This window comes from Mariniplasma anaerobium (assembly GCF_016865445.1).
GTDB classification, from domain to species: domain Bacteria; phylum Bacillota_I; class Bacilli_A; order Acholeplasmatales; family Acholeplasmataceae; genus Mariniplasma; species Mariniplasma anaerobium.
Genome location: NZ_AP024412.1, coordinates 1,159,764 through 1,180,721, shown reverse-complemented (window position 1 = coordinate 1,180,721; position 20,958 = coordinate 1,159,764). Strand labels below are relative to the sequence as shown.

Here is a 20,958-nt window from a genome sequence, read left to right as displayed (position 1 = left end):
TAAAACAGGAGATTTTACATAATTATGTTATAATTATTAATGGTGATTATATGTATATAAAAGAAAAACTTAAACAATTAGGATATGAAACAACGACACCCATTCAAGATGGTGTTTTTAGTCATATCGATCATAAAAAACACTTAGTTGGACTCGCTCCAACAGGTACGGGTAAAACGCATGCTTATTTACTACCTATTTTAGAAAGATTAAATCTTGAACAACAAGAAATTCAAGCAATCATTATCGTTCCAACTAATGAACTTGTTATTCAAGTTCATCAAATGTTATTGGAAATTGATGATCGATTTATTGTAAAAGCTTATTATGGTGGTAGTGACAAACAAAGAGAAATAAGTTGGTTAAAAAAAGCACAACCACACATTGTTATTGCAACGCCAAATAGATTAAAATTATTTGCGATTGATGAACAAGTCTTGAAATTTAAGAAAACTAAGTATTTTGTACTAGATGAAGCAGATATGATGTTTGACGAAGATTTCATGAGCTTTATCGATCAAGTTCTACCTATGTTACTTCAAGCAAAAATTATGCTTTTTTCTGCGACTATAACAAGTCAAATGCAACCTTTTATTCAATCTTATTTTGGACAATATGATTTAATAGATACAACAAAAGATCATGATTTAGATATTGAATATCAACTAATCAATATCAAATATCAAGATAGACTAGAAAGTTTGAAAAAAGTAATTGCAAATATTAATCCATTTACATGTTTTATTTTCGTTAGTAAAAAAGAAAATCAAGATATAGTTTATGAAGCATTGCATGAAATGGGATTAAATGTTATTAGTTTTAAATCAAGCTTAGGTGTCAAAAGAAGAAAACAAGTCATAGAAGAAATTAAAGCACATAGATATCAATATGTTGTTACATCAGATCTTGGAGCAAGAGGGCTTGATTTTGAAATATCACATGTGATTCACTTTGATCTCCCACATCATTTAGAATTCTTTATGCATAGAAGTGGTAGAACAGGTAGAATGCATAGTTCTGGTAAAGTAATCACTTTCTTAAGTGTATATGATCATAGAAAAGTAGAAAAACTTAGAAAACTTGTTGATTTTAAAGAGTATATCATTACAAATGAAGGACTCATTAAAAAACAACGTAAAGCAAAAACGATTTCTGATGCTGAAAAACAAGCTATCAAATCTATTAAAAAACCAGGTAGAGTTAAACCTAACTATAAAAAGAAGAACAAAATAGAAGTACAAACAGCAAAAAAACAAGCTAGGAGGAATGAACTATATGGTAAAAATCGGTAGTCATGTATCCATGTCTGGTGACGATATGTTTTTAGCTTCAGTTCAAGAAGCAGCTAGTTATAAAGCAAATGCATTAATGGTTTATACAGGTGCACCACAAAATACAAGAAGAAAAGATACTAGTCTTTTAAAAGTCCAAGAAGCACTTACGTATATGCAAGAGATAGGTTTTGATCCACACAATGTTGTTGTTCATGCACCATATATTATGAATCTAGCAAATCCTAGTGAAGAAAAAAGAGCATTTGCAGTTTCATTCTTAACTGAAGAAATTAAAAGAACTGCATATATGCATGCAGATCAAATCGTATTACATCCTGGAAGTGCTGTTGGAAAAGATAGACCTCAAGCCATCAAATGGATTTCTGAAGGTTTGAATGAAGTGATTGAAAACACAAAAGATTTAAAAGTGAAAATTGCTTTAGAGACAATGGCTGGTAAAGGTAATGAAGTTGGTAAAACATTTGAAGAATTAAAAGAAATTATTGATCTCATTGATCATAAAGATAGAGTTAGTGTATGTTTTGACACTTGTCATACGCATGATGCTGGATATGATGTAAAAAATGATTTTGATAGTGTTATTAAACATTTTGACAAAGTTGTCGGCGCATCATATATATCAGTATTTCATATTAATGATTCAAAAAATGAAAAAGGTGCAAGTAAAGATAGACATGAAAATATTGGCTTTGGTCATATTGGATATGATGCACTTATGAAAGTTGTTTATCATAAAGATTTCTTAGATATTCCAAAAATATTAGAAACACCCTATATAGAAAAAAATGCACCATATTTGGAAGAAATCCAAATGATAAGAGATAAAAAGTTTGATCCAAATTTAAAAGAAAAAATTGAAGAAAAATCATAAGAAAAGCACAAATCTTAATTGATTTGTGCTTTTTCTTTATGACTAAGAATTTAATATTTTATTATATAGTTCTTCATATTGAGAAGCCATTTTTGACACTGAATATTTAATATGCATCGCCTGACGAACCATTGAATTAAAAGCTTCTTTATCTTCATGATACAAGTTTAAAGCTTGGTCAATTGCTTCTACAAACTCTGATTTATTATAATTTTTGAATGTAAATCCTACACCAATACCACTAAACTTATTGTAAGGAGTTACTGTATCTTTTAATCCACCAGTTTCTCTAACAATTGGAAGTGCACCATATTTCATCGCGACCATATGATTTAACCCACATGGTTCAAATAAACTAGGTAGCATAAATAAATCTGATGCAGCATAAACTTTTTGCTCTAAATTAACATCAAAGCCTTCGTTATAATAAACAAATTCAGGATATTTCTTTTGAAGTTTCATAAAATATGATTCATATAAAGCATCACCAGAACCGATTGCTATAAAATAAAATGCTCCGATTTTTAAATAATCTTCTAGTACTTCCATCATAATATCCAATCCTTTTTGTCTAGCAAAACGATGGATAAATGAAACGATTGGGATATTTAATCCTGGAGTTAATTTTAAAGTTTTTATGAGTTCTTTACGATTAATTTTTTTGCCAATCGTATGTGTTTCTTCATCATATCCTTGATAAATATTTTCATTATTTTTAGGATTGTACAATTCATCATCAAATCCATTTAGAATGCCGTATAAATCATGTTGTCTAGATTTTAGTGGACCATCTAAAGAAAACCCATAAAATCTTGTTAAGATCTCATCTTTATAATTTTCTGATACAGTGTTAATCGCATTAGCACGCATAATACCACATTTTAAGAAGTTCACTTGATTCATATGTATATAAGTGAAATTTTTATGATTAAAGAGCGCTTCTATATCCATTGGGAATGCGCCTTGTTTTTCTAGATTATGAATTGATAATAATGTTTTTATGTTTTTAAATGATTGATCTATGCGTCTATAAAAGACATCTAAGAAAAATGGAACTAAACTTGTTTGCCAGTCATTAGCATGAATGATATCAGGATAGTTTTTAGTAAGTTTTATATACTCTAAGATAGCTAAATTGAAAAAAGTAAATCTTAGTGCATCATCAGAGTATCCATAATAACGAGACTTATTGAAAAACTTTTCATGATCAACAAATATATAAGAAAGCCCATCATAAGTTGTTTTATAAAATGTAGCAGTTTCAGACTGACTACCAACTTTGATCTTGGCTTGGCCTATATTTTCAAATGTATCTTTTTTTGATATTAGACTTTGATATAGTGGGGTTATGATTTTAACTTCATGTCCCTTTTTTTGTAATGCTTTTGAGAGTGCGTAAGATACATCTGCAAGTCCTCCTGATTTAGAGAAAGGATGTGCTTCGCCACTGCAAAATAATATTTTCATGTTTTATCACCTAAAACAATTATACTTTAGAAGATGATAATAAACAACCCAGTATTTTTATATAAATCATAGGATTTTTTTGAGTGCTTCATATTGTTTAATGTTATAATAAAAATGTAGCAAAAAACATAAAGGGGATTTTTATGAAAAGACTAGTTGTTGTAGGTACTCAATGGGGTGACGAAGGTAAAGGAAAGATAACAGATTATCTAGCACAAAAAGCAGACGTAGTTGTTAGATATCAAGGTGGAAATAATGCAGGGCATACAGTCGTTTTTGATGATAAAAAATATAGCCTACATTTATTGCCATCAGGTATCCTAAATCCAAAAATAGAAAATGTTATGGCAAATGGGATGGTTATAAATCCTAAAGCTTTTGCAGCTGAAATTGCAAAAGTTGATCAATTTAGCCTTTATATATCGGATCGGGCACATGTGGTTATGCCATATCACATAGAATTAGATAAAGCATATGAAACCATAAAAAAAGATGTTAAGATTGGTACAACCCATAAAGGTATTGGTCCAGCATACTCAGATAAAAGTGCTAGAATTGGTATTAGAGTTTCAAGTTTCATACAAGAAAAGAAATTTCATGATGAATTGAAACATTTAATGATATTAAAAAACAAAGAACTTATTTCACTAGGATTTCCTGAACTTAATTTTGATGAAGTATTTAATGAATATAAAACATACGCAGACTTGATGAGACCCTATGTAATTGACACATCATATTTATTAAATGAGTTTATAGAACAAGATAAGAAAATTTTATTTGAAGGTGCACAAGGTGTGATGCTTTGTCTTGATCAAGGCACATATCCATATGTGACATCATCATCACCAACTGCAGCATCTGTACCAGTTAACGCTGGGATTGCTCCATGGTTATTAGATGGTGCACTAGGTGTTACAAAAGCCTATTCTACAAGAGTTGGTGAGGGGTTTATGCCAACGGAGATAAAAAGTGAATTAGGAAATAAGATACGAATTAAAGGAAATGAGTTTGGTACAACAACAGGAAGACCAAGACGCATTGGTTGGCTTGATACCGTTGTTCTTCGTCATTCAAAAAGAGTTAGTGGCCTGAGTTATTTAGCAGTTACTTTACTTGATGTCTTATCAGGTATTGATGAATTACAAATAGCAGTATCCTATGATTTAGATGGACAAACCATTGATTATGTACCTGCCGACATTGATGATTTTAATAGATGTATTCCAAATTACATCACATTAAATGGATGGCAAGAAGATATCACACAAGTGAAATCTTTTGAAGACCTACCAGAAAACGCACAAATATATTTAAAAACATTAAGTAAGTTAGTCAAAGTTGATATCGCAATTTTTTCAGTAGGTCCTGATAGATTGCAAACAATTTGTGTTAAAGATATCTTTTAGGAGGAAAAAAGATGATTGAGCGTTACCAAAGAGCTGAGATGAAGAAAATCTGGAGTGACAAATCAAAATTTGATGCATATTTGAAAGTTGAACTTGCAGCAAGCTATGCATGGCAACAACTAGGTCTTTTTGATTTGGATACTTATGAGAAAATAAGCAATGCAAATTATAAGTTAAAAGATATACTAGACATTGAAAAACAAACAAAACATGACGTGGTAGCTTTCACAAAAGCTGTATCTAATTCATTAGGAGAAGAAAAAAAGTATTTTCATTATGGATTAACTTCAACAGATGTTGTAGATAGTGCACATGGAGTGTTATTAAAAAAAGCAAATAAATTGATCAAAAAAGATATGAAAGCTTTAATGGAAGTTCTTAAAGAAAAAGCATATCTATATAAAGATACACCGATTATGGGTAGAACCCATGGCATGCATGCAGAAGTTACTAGTTTTGGATTAAAATTCGCATTATGGTATGAAGACTTCAAAAGACTTTACCAAGGCTTTGTAGAGGCTTCTAAGCTTGTTGAAGCATCTAAATTTAGTGGTGCTGTTGGCAATTATGCGGCTAATAACCCTGAGATAGAAAAAATAGCGAGTAAGAAATTAGGATTGACACCTGCATATATATCAACACAAACTCTTCAGCGTGATCGTCATGCCAAATATGTTTTACAAATCGCAATCATAGGCAGTCAATTAGAAAAAATGGCAGTTGAAATTAGACATCTATCAAGAAGTGAAGTTCATGAAGTCAGTGAATTTTTTGATATCAATCAAAAAGGTTCATCTGCAATGCCACATAAAAAAAATCCAATCAGTAGTGAAAACATTACAGGATTATCAAGAATCTTAAGAGGATATACAATTCCAGCTTTAGAAAATATTGCCCTATGGCATGAAAGAGATATCTCGCATTCCTCTGTTGAGCGAATTATTCTAGTTGATTCTACAACTTTAATTGATTATATGCTCAATAGATATACAAACACCTTAAGCAAGCTTATTGTGTATGAAAATAAGATGTTAGAAAACATCAATTTATCTTATGGCGCAAATTATGCACAACATGTCTTAAATCTTTTAATTGATAAAGGATTTGATAGAACATATGCATATGATATTATTCAAAAATTAGCATATCAAGCAATGAATGAACAAATATCATTTAAAGAATTGATTTTAAGCCATCAAGAGATTAATCAAGCGATAAAAATAGATGAGTTAAATCCTATATTTAACCCAAAACAATACCTGAAACACACGGATTATATCTTTAACAAAATCTTTAATTGAAAATTAGTTACATAATCACTAAAATAGGCATAATATCGTTGATAAACACACAATTTTATGCTATAATCGTAATAGTCGAAATTTAGGAGGACATGAAATGGCAGACAAATATACAAAGGTAAAACCTAAGGTTCATCCAATAACAATTACAGCAATTGTTGGCTTTTTTGTCTTAATAGTTGCATTAATTATTATTTTACAACCAACAAATAGAGAAAGCATTTATAATGCGTATTCACCATATTCAACAAATGATTTAACTGAAGACCATCCATTTTATGAAGTTAATTATAAATCAACTTTATTTAAAAAAGGTTTAAAAAGTATCATTGAAGATGAAGCGTTAGTATTTGTTTATATTGGCTCTCCAGATTGTACATCTTGTCAAGCTCATATAGGAGCTTTTCAAAAATACTATGAATCTTTAGAAATGGATCAATATGTAGACACAATCTACTATCTTAATCCATCAGAGGATTTAGATCAATTTGAGGATTTTGTTTTAGATTATGAAGGCGTTAAAGAAACAACTCCACAATTAATCGTATTTCAAGATGGCGAAATCTTATATCAATTTGAAGTTGTAAGTGCAGAAGATTCTCAACTACTAAATCGTAGTGTAAGAGATTTCTACGAAGATGTAATTGATTTATTAGCTGAATAATTAAAAGCACATAAGTGCTTTTTTTTAACAAGGAAGAAGAAAAAATATGATAGAACTTATCAAACAAGAAATTAAACAAAAAATTGAATCTAAATACAATCTAACACAAGTCATTGTAGAAGAACCTAAAAGAGGATTTGCAGATATAGCTATTCCTTTATTTAATCTTTCTAAAGAGTGGAAGATGAATCCTAAACTTGTTTTTGACAAAATCAAAGATGATGTTTTAGTTGAGCATGTAGAGCGTATAGAATTTATGAATGGTTTTTTAAATATCTATTTAGAACGTAAAAATCTATCAGAACAAATTTTACATAATATTTTTGAAAAACAAAATCATTATGGAGATCAACTATTAGAAGACAAACAATCTGTTGTCATGGATTATTCATCACCAAATATCGCTAAAAGTTTTGGTGTTGGACATTTGAGATCAACGATGATAGGAAATTCTATTCAATTAATTTATAAAAAATTAGGATACAAAACAGTTGCAGTCAATCATTTAGGTGATTGGGGAACTCAATTTGGTAAAATGATTGTTGCTTATCAAAAATGGGGCAAAAAAGAAGATGTTCAAAAAAATCCAATTGCAGAGATGCAAAAACTATATGTTAAATTTCATGATGAAGAAAAAAATGATGATACTTTAGAACAACAAGCTAGAGATGTATTTAAGAAACTAGAAGATCATGATGAAGTATATACAGAACTTTGGCAATGGTTTAAAGAAGAATCAATGAAAGAATTTATGCAAATGTATGATTTATTAAATGTTTCATTTGATTATTTTACAGGCGAAAGTTTTTATAATGATAAAATGGATGCTGCTGTTGAAGAATTAGAACAAAAGCATTTATTAAAAGTAGATGATGGAGCAACTATTGTTGATCTTGGTGATGATATGCCACCAGCACTAATCAAACGTAGCGATGGAGCAACTCTTTATATCACAAGAGACTTAGCTGCAATTTTATATCGTTATCGCACATATGGCGCAACTAAGCTGTTATATGTTGTAGGAAACGAGCAACAACTTCATTTCAAACAATTAAAAAAATTAACAGATTTATTAGGATATAATTTTGATATTGAACATATCAATTTTGGCCTCGTTTTAGTTGATGGTAAAAAAATGTCAACAAGAGGTGGCAAATTCAAACGTTTAGAAGAAGTTATTGATCAAGCGATTGTATTAGCAAAAGACGCTATTATGAGTAAAAATCCTAACTTAAAGAATCAAGATGAAGTTGCAAAAGCAGTTGCTATTGGAGCGATCATCTATAATGATTTAAAAAATGATAAGCATTTAGATGTAGATTTTGATTTAGAAAATATGCTTAAATTTGAAGGTCAAACAGGTCCTTATCTACAATATAGTAGTGTAAGAATTGAATCAATCGTTAAAGGTTATGACATCGATATTGATCAAGTTAATGCTGATGTGTATAAACAAGATCATTATTTTGAAATTGTTAAGTCACTCGCACAATTTCCAAATATCTTGCATAGAGCAAAAGATACGAGCTCACCAAGTGTTATATCTAAATATGTCATGAGTCTAGCTCAAGCATTTAATAGTTTTTATGGAAAAGAGCGAATTATTGTAGAAGATATAAGTGTTTTACAAGCAAATTTATTATTTGCAAGATCAATCCAAATTATTATTAATGAGTCTTTAAGATTGTTAGGCATTAAATCTTTAAAAGAAATGTAGATTATATATTGAAAATTATATATGTTCGTGTTATCATAAGTTTGCTTCTTTGAGCAGACTTATATAAACCCCGCGTGATGAAATTGGTAGACGTGCCAGACTCAAAATCTGGTGGGCGAAAGCTCGTGCTGGTTCGAGCCCGGCCGCGGGGACCATACAAAACATGTGAAGTCCATCTCTAATTCGAGATGGATTTTTAATTTTTATAATCTTATCTAACATTTAAAAAAAATCATTAAGTAGATATCAATTATCAAGGTATTTTTTTTAAAATAAATTATGGTATAATTACGCATATAATACAAAATAGGGGATACGATATGAGAAGATATTTTAAAATTATAATTATCGGTGCAATTCTTATTTTTTTTGGATTACTTGTTTTTAATGAAATTAAAGGAGTTAATCTTGGAACTTCTACAGGAGATGGTAGTACATGGCCAGGATATGCGCAAATAAGCTTGGATCATAAGAAATATGATTTGAATAATATGGTCAATATCGATATTAGTTATGGTCATGACTATCAATACAATGTTGACGATTATATCATTATAAGTCATAAGTTAGTTGTTTATGTAATTGATGGAAGTGCATCAAATATAGAACCAGAAAATGGAATCATTTTATATGAACAAAACATAACAGGTGATGAGTTGTTATCTGATGATTATAAATGTGATCCAGGAAAATGGATTTTTAGTAAAGTTAAATATAACAATGAATATGAGATATCAGTAGATTTCTCAGCATTTGATTTTGATAACGGTGTTATATTTATCAGATTTTATGAAACATTTATGGATGAGAATAATATTGATGGAGAAATAGTAAGTTTTGAAACAACACATGATAATGCTGCAATCATCTATTTTATAAAAAATGGTGAAAAGATACAATTTTCGCAACGTCAGTTTGATTAATGAATGGATGCGTATTACACTATTATTTTTTTAAATACAATAAAAAAAGTGATCTTTTTAGATCACTTTTTCATAGTTAACTTCTTTTTCTTACTCCAAATTCTAATTGAGTGATTCTATGATTAAAAATTGAGATAGTTTCACGTTTATTCAAATGTTCATTTTCAGATTTAATAAATGTATTTACCATTAATATAAGAGATACTTCTATTAGATCAAAGAATTCATCTTCGCTTAATTCAAGTGGTTTTGCTAGTACATTTTTCAATTTTAAAAAATCAGGATCACTTAAAGTCCCAAGAAAATCTTTAATCAAATTATCCTTAAGACTACCTTTTTTAACGACTTGTATAAAGTGTATATAATTTTTAAATAAAGAATGTGTTCCATTTTGATTATATTTATCATAGTCATATAAAAATAGTTTTCTTACAAATTCAAAAAAATTAGAATTTGACTCATCTAAAAAATCCTTAATATGTTTAATGCGTTCATCTTTAACAGGTTGCATAATATAGTGAAGGAGTTCCTCTAGATTATCAAAATATGTATAAAAAGAACCTCTTGAAATATTTGCTTTTTTAATAATAGAGTTAACACTAACTTCTTCAAATGACTTTGTTGAAAATTCTTCAACAGCTACTTGAACAAACATTTGTCTTTTTTCTTCAGGAATATTAAAAAACATATCTTTAGGCATGATGTTTCCTCCTTGTTATATGAAATATATATGGAAGAAGTGTTAAAGTTAATAATACACTTACAACCATACTAACCCACATTAAGACAGATACATTAAAATGAATTGTGAGTGGAGAAAACATTAGGATACTAAATCCTAAGGAAATCCCAAATGCATTGGTGATAATAGGACGAGAAGAACTATGATATGCCTTTTCAATTGCTTGGTCATTACTATTATCTTTTAAATAGTATTTGTACAAACTACTGAAATGCACTGCGTAATCAATTCCTACACCTATGGTGATGCTGAATATAATAACAGTTGTTATGTTTAGTGGTATGCCACTTAATCCTAAAAACCCATATAAGCTAATCACTGTGATGATAATAGGAATCATGCTGAATAAAGCAACTTTAAAACTTTTTAACGTAATAACTAACATCACGATGACAATACTTAAAGCTAATATAATACTATTGATTTGCATTTGTGAAATCGAATCATTTAGATCTTTCATTAAATATTGCACACCAGTCACATTCGTATCCAAATTTAATTCATCAACGGATGTTTCAATGACATCTAGAGTATTATTTTCTAAATCAGCAGGAAACACTAATAAACGAACAACATTAGAATCAAGAGAGATTAAATCGTTAATTGTACTATTTGGGTCGCTTGATAAAGTCATATAAATATTATTTAAAACGATATCATTAGGAATATCACCATTAAACTGATTTTCATAGATGATTTGAATCAGTTCAAATGGATTAACAACTTTATTGACTTCATCTAATGTGTTGAGTTGATCTACAACAACTGATACTTCATGAAGTGCATCTAGTGTGATTACATCACCATCAGTTTTTATAGAGACATAAACTGGTATACTGCCACCATTAACTTCTGAAACTTTTGCAGCATTCTGTGCAACTATGGTTGAATCTTTATATAGCATTAGCATATTAAATTCATTATTAATATGACTAAATGAAAAAGCAGTAACAATGATAATGACCAATACAATAATTAAACTTGGTATACCTGAAAGTTTTTTTAATCCTTGTGAAAGATTTAATTTATAACGAGGATTTCTTTTTCTTGAGACATTTAAACCATGAGAAAGGATAAGTGGTAGGACATACCAAGTAGCAAGTCCTGCAAGTAAGATACCAACAGCTGAATATATACTTAAATCTTTGATACTAGATGTATTCATTGATAACAATGATAAAAATCCTGCAATCGAAGTTAATGTAGTCACAACCATTGGGATACCAACTAACTTTAAAGTGCTTAATAAAGCTGATTTGTCATCCATGCCTTGAGCTTTGTCATCTTGATAGTGGCTCATGAAATGAAGTCCATCTGCACTCCCTATAACGATAATAAATATTGGGACAACAGCTGTCAAAATTGAAACTTCATTTCCAATCCATCCGATGAGACCAAATGTCCACAATGAACCAATGCCTGCAGGCAAAAGACTTAAAATCGTAGGTTTGATTGCTCCCATTTGTGATCTAAACACTAGAAAAATCACAAGTAAAGCAAGTGGTGGAAGTATAAGTAAAATTCTAATAATATAATCAGTAATCTTTAATTGATTGTAAGAATCACCAGAAATATAAGAAGTATATGAAATATCCTCTAATGTATTTTCAATATCTTTGATGCTTGCATTAGTGAAATCTGAACTAATAAATAGTGTAAAAACAAAATAATTTGTATCCTCATTAATTTTAATAGGTGAAAAATCTTCAAACTTTTCATAATACGAAATGACTGTTTCAGAAGGGATGTCTCCAAATTCTACAGCAGATCCATTTATCATTAATTCATTTGGTGCTGCACCTTGAATGAAACTAATGTCACTGATAGCTGATAATTCATTTTGTAAGCTATTCATGTCATCTAATGTAGTGCGATTGATTGTATCAACTTCTACAATAACCATTAATTGGTTTAATTCTCCAAAAATTTGTGTTGTTTCATCTAATCGATCTTGATAAATAGATTCATCAGGTGAGAAACTAGAGAAATTAGTGTTTAGCTTTAGTTGAACAATACCAGCGATTGACATGATAATCGTGATTGCTAAGATTATTTTAAATAATAATTGTTTCTTAAATATTAAATTGATGTATGCTTTCATATGATCTCCTTTAGTTGCAATACAAGCATTATAAATGACAGGGTGTCAATTTGTCAATAGAAATGAGATATTTTTATAATTAAAGATTGTTTTTTTGTTCTTGTATGAATGTTTATGCGTTAAAATAACTTTTTAAAACTTTGCTGTGATATGATATAAGCAAGATCAGAGAGGAGAGATGAAAATGAATAAAAATGAACTTAATGTTTTATGGACTAATGGAGATCCAATAACTTCAGAACACTTTTTGTTATTATATACAATCAATGCACAAAAAAGAGGTTGGTTTGATCAAGTGAATATTATTGTTTGGGGTTCACCTGCAAAATTAATTATAGAAAACAAGAGAATACAAGAATTAGTAAAAGAAGCAATGGCAATAGGTGTTAACGTAAGTGGATGCTTACACTGTGCTCAAGAATTAGGTGTAGACAAAGAGTTAGAAGCTATGGGTATCAAGTTAGAGTATAAGGGTATTCCATTAACTGAATTAATTAAAGGTGATCATAAATTAATTACAATATAAATAATAATTATGGTGTTTTATTATCTACTAAAAAAAACAAGAATTCTAAGTGTATTTTTACACTAATGGAATTCTCATTTTTTTATGTCATTTATCTATAGCAACAAATTGTTTCTAAATATAATTACTATATTTTAAGGGGTTGTTGTATAATAATTTGTGAGGTGGGAAAATGAATAATTTACATGAAAATCTAAAATCATTAAGAAATAAATCTGGATACACTCAGCAAGAAGTTGCAGATCATTTGTTTGTTACTAGACAATGCATATCTAGATGGGAACAAGGCAAAACAATTCCTGATATTCATTCTATAGAAAAACTTGCTGGAATATATGAGTGTAAAATTGAAGATTTACTAGATAATGATGTGTTAAGAACTTTTACATTGGATACAGCAAATAAAACAACTAAAAACAAAAGAAATACGTATATCTTTTTATCTATATCAATGATTTTGATGGTCATATCACTAACTAGCATGATAATTGCAATTGGAAAAGCAAACGAAGAAAAAATATATTCTTTTCAAGCAGTCATTACTAGCCTTGATAATAGTCATACAAAAATTGAGATTTCAGATAGAGGTAACACTGTATACATCTTGAACTCTGATGAATTTAATGATGTTACTATAACCTCTAGAGTTACACAAGCGCTAATAGATATAGATGAGTTGAAAATCAATGATACAATTGAAGTATTTTTTGATAAAGAAATTACATCTAAAAAGATAAAAGAAATTAAAGTTTTAGATACTGTTGTCGAAGATAATTTTTTAGGTGTCATAATTGTCTCGGATGGAGTAGAATATTCATCAATAGAAGACTTGCCGTTTGATTTGCAAGGCATTAGATATTATTATGAAGAAGATATAGATTTTAATACGAATTTTTCTTTTACGGATTCAACATCAATGTATAGTGAAGAAGACAATGAAAAAAATATAAGTTTTAATTTATATTATGATAGTTTGAAACTAGATAATAGTATAAGAATTGGTCTAATCTATGAATCAGGCATCAATTATGTGCAAACAATAACTAAACCTAGTATTCAAACTTATTATTATAAAGGAGAGCATAATTACTCTGATGATTACTTTAATGTCCATAGTTATGAGTTAACTATAAATATCACTTTAAATCCTGTAAGTTCTTTTGAAACAATTGATATTTTTGAATATGATCAAAATAATACACTCATAGAAACTTCTACATATGATGATCACTTGGATTTAAAACTAGATCACCAGATAGAAGCGGATACAATTTATGCATATATTAAAATCAATAGTATTAAAGAAGATCAATTTTTACATCTTTATACATATGTGAACACCTTACAGGTTTTTGTTGGTGATACATTTGATGTATATGCGAGTGATGATTATGGGTTTGTCTATAAACAAACGATTTATTATGATTAACTATTATTAAAATAATCACAATTCACATAAACAAGCATGGCATAAAAAAGGCACAACAATGTGCCTTTTTATTATGCTATAATATGGTTGAGGTGATTTTATGAGTAATCTTTATAAAAATAGAGTAGAAAAAGAAGTCAAAAAGTTTTCGAAAAGAGAAAAAGATTTCAGAAATGGAGCAATCGTATATCAAATATTAGTTGATCGATTTGCGCCAAGTGAAAACCTAGAGATTAAAAAAGATTTATACAAATATCCTAAAGTATTAAAAGCTTGGGATGAAACTCCTAAGCCAGGTCCTTTTAATAAAGATGTAAAATATTGGGAACATGAATTAGAATATTGGGGTGGAGATTTAAAGAGTGTTATTTCAAAACTAAAATATATTAAAGATTTAGGTGTAGATGTTCTTTATTTAAATCCAATTCCTGAATCTCTTTCTAATCACAAGTATGATGCCTCTGATTATATGAAGATTTCAAAAGAATATGGCACAGCAGAAGACTTAAAAGAACTATGTGACAGACTACATCAAGAAGACATGAAAATCATTTTAGATGGAGTTTTTAATCATGTAGGGATTAACAATCCTATATACATAGAAGCTCAAGATCCAAAAAGTGATAAACATGATTGGTTTGACTTTAATGAAAAATATCCTCATGGTGTTAGACTATGGGCTGATGTACCTAGCATGCCTGAATGGAATTTAGAAAACGAAAAAGTAAGAGATTATTTATATCGTGCAAAAGATTCAGTGATTAGAAGTTATTTAAGAAATGGAATTGATGGATGGAGATTAGATGTTGCATTTGATATTGGTTATAAGTTTTTATCTGAGTTAACTGAAAATGCTCATGATGAAAAAAAGGGTAGTTTAGTAGTTGGTGAAATTTGGAATTACCCTAAGGATTGGTTAGATTCAATTGATGGAGTTATGAATTTTACTTTTAGAGAATTAACTAAAAGAGCAATCAATGGTGATTTATCACCAAAACAAGCTAACACGTATTTAGATCAAATGATTACTGATTCTAATATGGAAGGGTTGCTAAAATCTTGGTTGATTCTAGATAACCATGATACAGCAAGATTAACAGATCAAATCAAAGATGATAAAGATCGTAAATTAGCACAAGTGTTGCAATTTACTTTACCGGGTTCACCTAATGTTTATTATGGCACAGAACTTGGTATGGAAGGTGGCAATGAACCACTATCAAGAGCACCTATGCGATGGGATATGGTCAATGACTCAAATGAAACATATCGATGGACTAAATCCTTAATTCATATGCATCAAAATCAAAGAGCATTAAAAATAGGAGATTTTATCTCAACTAGGGCTGAAAAAATTATTGCATTTGAAAGAAAAACAGATAACGTTGATGATACGGTTTTAGTATTTATGAATCCAACAGACAAAGAAGTCATAGAAGATATTTTAATAGCGGATTCTAAAATCATGAACTTTTCTAATTTTGATATCATTTTAGGTGATGGCAAAATCATTGATTTTTGGGCAGGCTTTATCAAGGTGTCATTGAAACCAAAGGCTTTTGTAGTTGTAAAACCTAATACAAAAGTAGTAGAAAGCTATACTGCTTATAAGCGTGTATAAAAAAATAAAACTATATCTTGAAGATATAGTTTTCAGGCTGTAGACAAAGTATCATATCTTCGGATATGGTATTTTTTTTACAAAAGTGATAAAATACAAATGTGAGGACCAGTTTAAAATGTGCGGCTTAGACTGCTTAAAAACGCGTGAGCTATTAAGGTTCTAAAAGGCGTTCTGAGTCCTCCTCTTTTTTTATGTCTCTAAAAAATCACTTTTACCTATATATAAATATATAGGTAAGTGGTAAAATATATGTATAAGGTGGTGCTTATATATGTTAAATAGAGATCAAAAAAACAACACCAAGAATCTACAAGTCGTTGATATTGATTCACTTGTCCCACAAAATCATTTAGTCCGCAAGGTGGATAAAGTGATGCAGTTTGATTTTATCTATGATATTGTCGAGCATTTATATTCAGATGATATGGGCAGACCTTCAATTGATCCAGTCGTTTTATTTAAAATTGTCTTTATTCAATATTTATTTAACATTCGTTCGATGAGACGTACGATTGAAGAAATCGAAGTAAACGTTGCATATCGTTGGTTTTTAGGATATGATTTTTCCGATGACATTCCTCATTTCTCAACATTTGGAAAAAATTACGTTAGACGATTTAAAGACACAGATATATTTGAAGAAATTTTCAACACCATTTTATATCAAGCAATGAACTTAAAGTTAGTCAAGATGGATAACATCTTTGTCGATTCAACACATATTAAAGCATATGCCAATAAAAGACGTGTTAATGATATCTTAATCAATGATTCAACACATAAATATGTTAAACAGCTCCATGAAGAAATTAATGAACTTAGACTAAAAGAAGGTAAGAAAATCATTGATTATGATAGCCCAAAGAAAGCAATCATCAGTTTAACTGATCCAGATTGCGGGATGTTTCATAAAGGTGAAAAAGAGCGACAATTAGCCTACAGCAATCAAGTGATCAGCGATGAGAACGGTTGGGTTTTATCCTCTGAGATGTTTGCAGGAAACCTTCATGATAGTATAACAGGATTAGATACAGTAGTTAACTATCTAGATACCCATAAGGAAGTTAAAGTGGCAGTCATGGACTCTGGATATGATAATCCAATTCTTCTTAATGAAATATATAAGCGAAAAGTCCTACCTGTATTGCCATATAAACGGCCTAAAGGAAAAGATGGTTCTATAGGTCTAAATGGAGAACGGCACCTTACAAAGAATAGATTTGATTATATTGAAATGCATGACTATTATATATGTCCTAATGAAAAGATACTAACTTACAGAGGAACCAATAAACTAGGATACCGTGAATACAAGACACGTGTTAAAGATTGTATAGAATGCCCATTTAAAGCACAGTGTACAAATCAAAAAACAAGAAGTTTAACAAGACATCAATTAGAGTATGTAAATCCTTTAATCAAAGAAACGAGACTCTCAGAGATTGGAAGGGAGCTTTATCCCAAAAGAAAATCATCAGTTGAAAGAGTTTTTGGGATTTCAAAGATGAATCACTGTCTAGGTGTTACCTATTTAAGGGGACGTCAAAAGAATGAAGATCGAAGCTTCATGATTTTTAGTATGTATAATTTGAAAAAGTTAGCCGCATTAATGTGGACATAGCTTTACTTTATTATTGATATCGAGCAAATAGAGATCTTTTTTTTATATTTATCCACAAAAAACAAAAAAAGGACGATTCATAACGAAAACTCGTTTTTGAAAAGTCCTTTTGTCTACAGTCTGAAAACTATATCTTGAAGATATAGTTTTTTTTAATTAAAAAATATAATTATCAGGTTTATAGGTCTTAATTAATTGATCTAAATCTACATCTTTTTCATAATCAACACCATCCATATCAAATCCATTGATTTGATAGAATTCTTTTAAGAACTCTTTTGTTCCATTTAGCTCTAGAATAGCTTGATCATCAAGTGAGTTCATAAGCTTTTGTGTTTCATCTTGGATTTCATCTTGCATTTCTCTATGATCTAAGCGAAGTCTACCTTTTTCATCAAGGATGCGCTTGTGTCCATAGACCATATCTTTAAAGAGTCTATATTTATGTTCTAAGGTCGTTTCATGAACTTCGTGAGCTTTCATAACATCAAATAAACAAGCCACATAGATAGGCATTTGCGGAATGAATACACCTGCTTTTGAAACAACTGATTTACTAGATGATATCAAGGCTTCTCCTTGATATTTTTCTTTTAATATAGGATTCATTTGATATGCTGCTAGCTCTAAGTCTTCTTTAGCTTTGCCTAAAGTACCACTTCGATATATTTCATCTGTGTTTTTACCGCCAATGTATGTATAAGAAATAGTTTTAAAGTTTTTTGATAAAGCTTCATTTTGATCAAAGAAATCAATCCAATCTTTCCAATCACTACCACCCATGACATATACTGTATCTTTAGTTTCTTGCTCGCTTGCTGGTTCAATGCTTAATTCAACAACTTCCATATTTGCAATATCAAGTGTTTTTCCAACAGCTGTTTTACCTAAAGGTTTTATATATGAATTGACAATATGTCCTGTTTCAGGATTGTTTCGTCTACCTGAGGCAAGTGAATAAATGATTAAATCAAGTGTTCCAAAATTTTCTTTAACATAAGCTAGAACTTGTTGTTTCATCTCAAGGCTATAGGCATCACCATTGAAATCCATATGTTTTTGCTGACTATCTTTGGTAAAATATCTAAAAAAGACATTGTTCCAATATCCAGCAGAACCACTTTGATTAGATCTTGCTGCTCTTTCAAAAGAAACATTAATGGTGTTTGAATTTGAGCCAAAAGCTAAACTGATTCTTGAGGCTAGTCCATAACCAGAAGAACCACCTAAAATTAAGACATTTTTAGGTCCTTTAAATGAAGGGTAAGTTTTAACTTCTTTAATTAAGTTTTCCATATTTTTTTTAATCCCGATAGGATGAGCGTTTGTAAAGAAATTACTTCTAAGACTTGGATTAATAAGCATTGTAAAACTCCTTAGTATTTTTTATTAGTATAACATGTATGACAATTTAATATAAAAAAAACACTTAAAATATTTAAGTGTTTATCTTGTCTAAATTTTCTTTGGCTTCATCGTCAATATATCTAAACTCTATATCAGAATCTAAGAATCTTTGATATCTTTTTCTTCGATTTCGTACTTCATAACTATCAAAGAAGAATAGTGAGAATGATTCCCACATTAAAAACCAACCACCAATCATTAAGCCTTCTCTAATAATTGTAAATCCTAGATTATCTACAATAAAGGAAATGGTTAAATATGATAATGTAATAAATGATAACGCAAATGATAAATAAGTCATTACTTTTCTATTATTAACACGTAATGTTTTATTAATGAAATGGATGATCATCTTAAAATTGTTGTAAATTGCAGATTTACTTGAAGCTTCAAGTTTTTCATCTTTTTTATTCAAAGGAATACCAAATGAGATTTTTACTTTACTTTTCATAGGTATCTCATAAGCTGCTTGTTCAATGAAATCAATTAATTCTGAATTTAAATCTTTTTTTCTTGTTGGTGCAGCATCCCATTCGTTAAATAACTCTTGATAAGTCTCAAGAGATACTTCAACAACATAACATCTTTCTGTGTCATCATATTTATAGATTTGTTTTAAATAGGATTTCTTTTTTGCCATATACATATCACTCCTATTCATATTATACATTATTTTATAAATAACTTATGAGAAATGATTACGATTAATAGACTTTTTTAATACAAAGCGAGCCTTTTTATGTTAAAATTATTTTTGAGAGAAGGGATGATATGAAACTAAGAAGCTTTTTAATGACAACTTTAAATGGTATGGTCTATGGATTGTTTGCGACATTAATCATTGCGGTCATTTTTCAACAGTTTGGCAAATTACTAAATATAGATTTAATTGAATTTACACTTTACTCAGCCTTATTTTCTTTAATGGGTGTTGGTATTGGTATGGGAATTGCTTTAAGCTTAAAAATGGATGGTTTAAAGATGGTTGTTGCTGCTGTCATGGGTGGTATTGCAACAAGTTTTAAATATCAATTTGGTACAGGTATCGTTGTAGGTATTAATAATGATCCAGTAACAACTTATTTAGTCGTTGTTCTTGGTATTTTTATTTTAAAGAAAGTCCTAATTAGAAAAACACCTATTGATATTTTATTAGTTCCTTTATTAGGATCTATCATAGCTTTAGTCTTAACGTTAGGAATTAGTGGACCTATTGGATTTGTATTAGATTTAATTTCTAGTGGAATTCAAAATGCAACTATGATTGCACCATTTCCAATGACAATCATCATTGCTGTTGTTATGGGTATGTTATTAACATCTCCAATTTCAAGTGCAGCTATTGCGATTGCAATCAATTTAAATGGGATAGCAGGAGGAGCAGCACTAGTAGGCACAACAGTTCAAATGATCGGATTTGCAGTTCAATCTAGAAAAGATAATAATATTGGTATGGTATTATCAATTGCATTTGGAACATCAATGCTTCAATTTAAAAACATTTTAAGGAAACCAATTATTTGGCTACCTACAATTATTGCATCGGCGATATTATCACCAATTATTGTATTGACTTTAAATACAGAAACATCAAGATTTGGAGCAGGTATGGGTTCATCTGGTTTAGTTGGACCGTTGCAAACACTTGCTGAAATGAACTATAGTTTTGAAAGTTGGATATCTATTGCTTTAGCAATCGGGCTTTCAGTCGTATTGGTATTTTTCATTGATTTGATATTTAGAAAATATAATTTAATTGTTGATGGTGACTTATCAGTTGCTAATGATATAAATTAAATTATTAAAAAATCCTTAACTATTTATATATTTGTGATAAAATATATGTAGTATATTATTAGAA

General features: G+C 29.5%; 17 protein-coding genes and 1 tRNA gene. 13 read left to right on the top strand and 5 right to left on the bottom strand.

Annotated elements, in window-relative coordinates:
- Window positions 1-50: 50 nt before the first annotated feature.
- Together MPAN_RS05610 and MPAN_RS05605 are read left to right on the top strand one after the other, a co-directional pair.
- Window positions 51-1,292, top strand: coding sequence for a DEAD/DEAH box helicase (locus MPAN_RS05610; protein ID WP_176238960.1), 1,242 nt, complete (start codon window positions 51-53; stop codon window positions 1,290-1,292).
- The gene (locus MPAN_RS05605) at window positions 1,276-2,166 is read left to right on the top strand and encodes a deoxyribonuclease IV (RefSeq protein ID WP_176238961.1); all 891 of its coding nucleotides are present in this window, start codon (window positions 1,276-1,278) and stop codon (window positions 2,164-2,166) included. Before MPAN_RS05610 ends, MPAN_RS05605 begins: the two co-directional genes overlap by 17 nt.
- Window positions 2,167-2,208: 42 nt before the next feature.
- Here MPAN_RS05605 and MPAN_RS05600 read toward each other — a convergent pair whose 3' ends face one another.
- Entirely contained in the window at window positions 2,209-3,633 is a 1,425-nt protein-coding gene (locus MPAN_RS05600) for a glycogen synthase (RefSeq protein WP_176238962.1), read from the bottom strand.
- A 143-nt stretch (window positions 3,634-3,776) separates the two neighbouring features.
- Between MPAN_RS05600 and MPAN_RS05595 the strand changes: the two genes are divergently transcribed.
- From MPAN_RS05595 to MPAN_RS05570, 6 genes are all read left to right on the top strand, one after another.
- Window positions 3,777-5,042 carry an adenylosuccinate synthase gene (locus tag MPAN_RS05595; protein WP_176238963.1) on the top strand — a complete coding sequence of 422 codons (1,266 nt, stop codon included), beginning with the start codon at window positions 3,777-3,779 and terminating at the stop codon, window positions 5,040-5,042.
- An 11-nt stretch (window positions 5,043-5,053) separates the two neighbouring features.
- Complete coding sequence (gene purB / locus MPAN_RS05590; RefSeq protein WP_176238964.1) at window positions 5,054-6,343, top strand: adenylosuccinate lyase; 1,290 nt, start codon at window positions 5,054-5,056, stop codon at window positions 6,341-6,343.
- Window positions 6,344-6,440: 97 nt separating this feature from the next.
- A complete protein-coding gene (locus MPAN_RS05585; protein WP_176238965.1) occupies window positions 6,441-7,007 on the top strand; it encodes a thioredoxin family protein in 567 nt (188 codons plus the stop codon).
- Between the two features lie 46 nt (window positions 7,008-7,053).
- A complete protein-coding gene (argS, locus tag MPAN_RS05580) occupies window positions 7,054-8,724 on the top strand; it encodes an arginine--tRNA ligase (RefSeq protein ID WP_176238966.1) in 1,671 nt (556 codons plus the stop codon).
- Window positions 8,725-8,792: 68 nt separating this feature from the next.
- A tRNA-Leu gene (locus MPAN_RS05575) sits at window positions 8,793-8,879 on the top strand.
- 165 nt (window positions 8,880-9,044) lie between these two features.
- Window positions 9,045-9,647 carry a hypothetical protein gene (locus MPAN_RS05570; RefSeq protein ID WP_176238967.1) on the top strand — a complete coding sequence of 201 codons (603 nt, stop codon included), beginning with the start codon at window positions 9,045-9,047 and terminating at the stop codon, window positions 9,645-9,647.
- Between the two features lie 76 nt (window positions 9,648-9,723).
- On the opposite strand, the gene MPAN_RS05565 is transcribed toward MPAN_RS05570, so the two are convergent.
- Together MPAN_RS05565 and MPAN_RS05560 are read right to left on the bottom strand one after the other, a co-directional pair.
- On the bottom strand, window positions 9,724-10,347 hold the full coding sequence (locus MPAN_RS05565; RefSeq protein ID WP_176238968.1) for a TetR/AcrR family transcriptional regulator: 624 nt from the start codon (window positions 10,345-10,347) through the stop codon (window positions 9,724-9,726).
- Window positions 10,340-12,490, bottom strand: coding sequence for an efflux RND transporter permease subunit (locus tag MPAN_RS05560; RefSeq protein ID WP_176238969.1), 2,151 nt, complete (start codon window positions 12,488-12,490; stop codon window positions 10,340-10,342). The genes MPAN_RS05565 and MPAN_RS05560 overlap by 8 nt, the downstream gene beginning before the upstream one ends.
- 184 nt (window positions 12,491-12,674) lie before the next feature.
- On the opposite strand from MPAN_RS05560, the gene MPAN_RS05555 reads away from it, so the two are divergent.
- From MPAN_RS05555 to MPAN_RS05540, 4 genes are all read left to right on the top strand, one after another.
- A complete protein-coding gene (locus MPAN_RS05555) occupies window positions 12,675-13,016 on the top strand; it encodes a DsrE family protein (RefSeq protein WP_176238970.1) in 342 nt (113 codons plus the stop codon).
- A gap of 172 nt (window positions 13,017-13,188) precedes the next feature.
- Window positions 13,189-14,445, top strand: a complete 1,257-nt coding sequence (locus MPAN_RS05550) for a helix-turn-helix transcriptional regulator (protein ID WP_176238971.1) — start codon at window positions 13,189-13,191, stop codon at window positions 14,443-14,445.
- A gap of 100 nt (window positions 14,446-14,545) precedes the next feature.
- Complete coding sequence (locus tag MPAN_RS05545; protein ID WP_176238972.1) at window positions 14,546-16,066, top strand: glycoside hydrolase family 13 protein; 1,521 nt, start codon at window positions 14,546-14,548, stop codon at window positions 16,064-16,066.
- 274 nt (window positions 16,067-16,340) lie between these two features.
- Entirely contained in the window at window positions 16,341-17,690 is a 1,350-nt protein-coding gene (locus tag MPAN_RS05540) for a transposase (protein ID WP_231756733.1), read from the top strand.
- Between the two features lie 156 nt (window positions 17,691-17,846).
- Here the strand turns inward: MPAN_RS05540 and fabV are convergent, their stop codons facing one another.
- Window positions 17,847-19,055, bottom strand: a complete 1,209-nt coding sequence (gene fabV, locus MPAN_RS05535) for an enoyl-ACP reductase FabV (protein WP_176240134.1) — start codon at window positions 19,053-19,055, stop codon at window positions 17,847-17,849.
- A gap of 73 nt (window positions 19,056-19,128) precedes the next feature.
- Window positions 19,129-19,737: a hypothetical protein gene (locus tag MPAN_RS05530; RefSeq protein ID WP_176240133.1), complete on the bottom strand. Its 609-nt coding sequence runs from the start codon at window positions 19,735-19,737 to the stop codon at window positions 19,129-19,131.
- Window positions 19,738-19,868: 131 nt separating this feature from the next.
- Between MPAN_RS05530 and MPAN_RS05525 the strand changes: the two genes are divergently transcribed.
- Window positions 19,869-20,894 (top strand): PTS transporter subunit IIC, encoded by a 1,026-nt coding sequence (locus MPAN_RS05525; RefSeq protein ID WP_176240132.1) that lies wholly within the window; start codon window positions 19,869-19,871, stop codon window positions 20,892-20,894.
- Window positions 20,895-20,958: the final 64 nt, after the last annotated feature.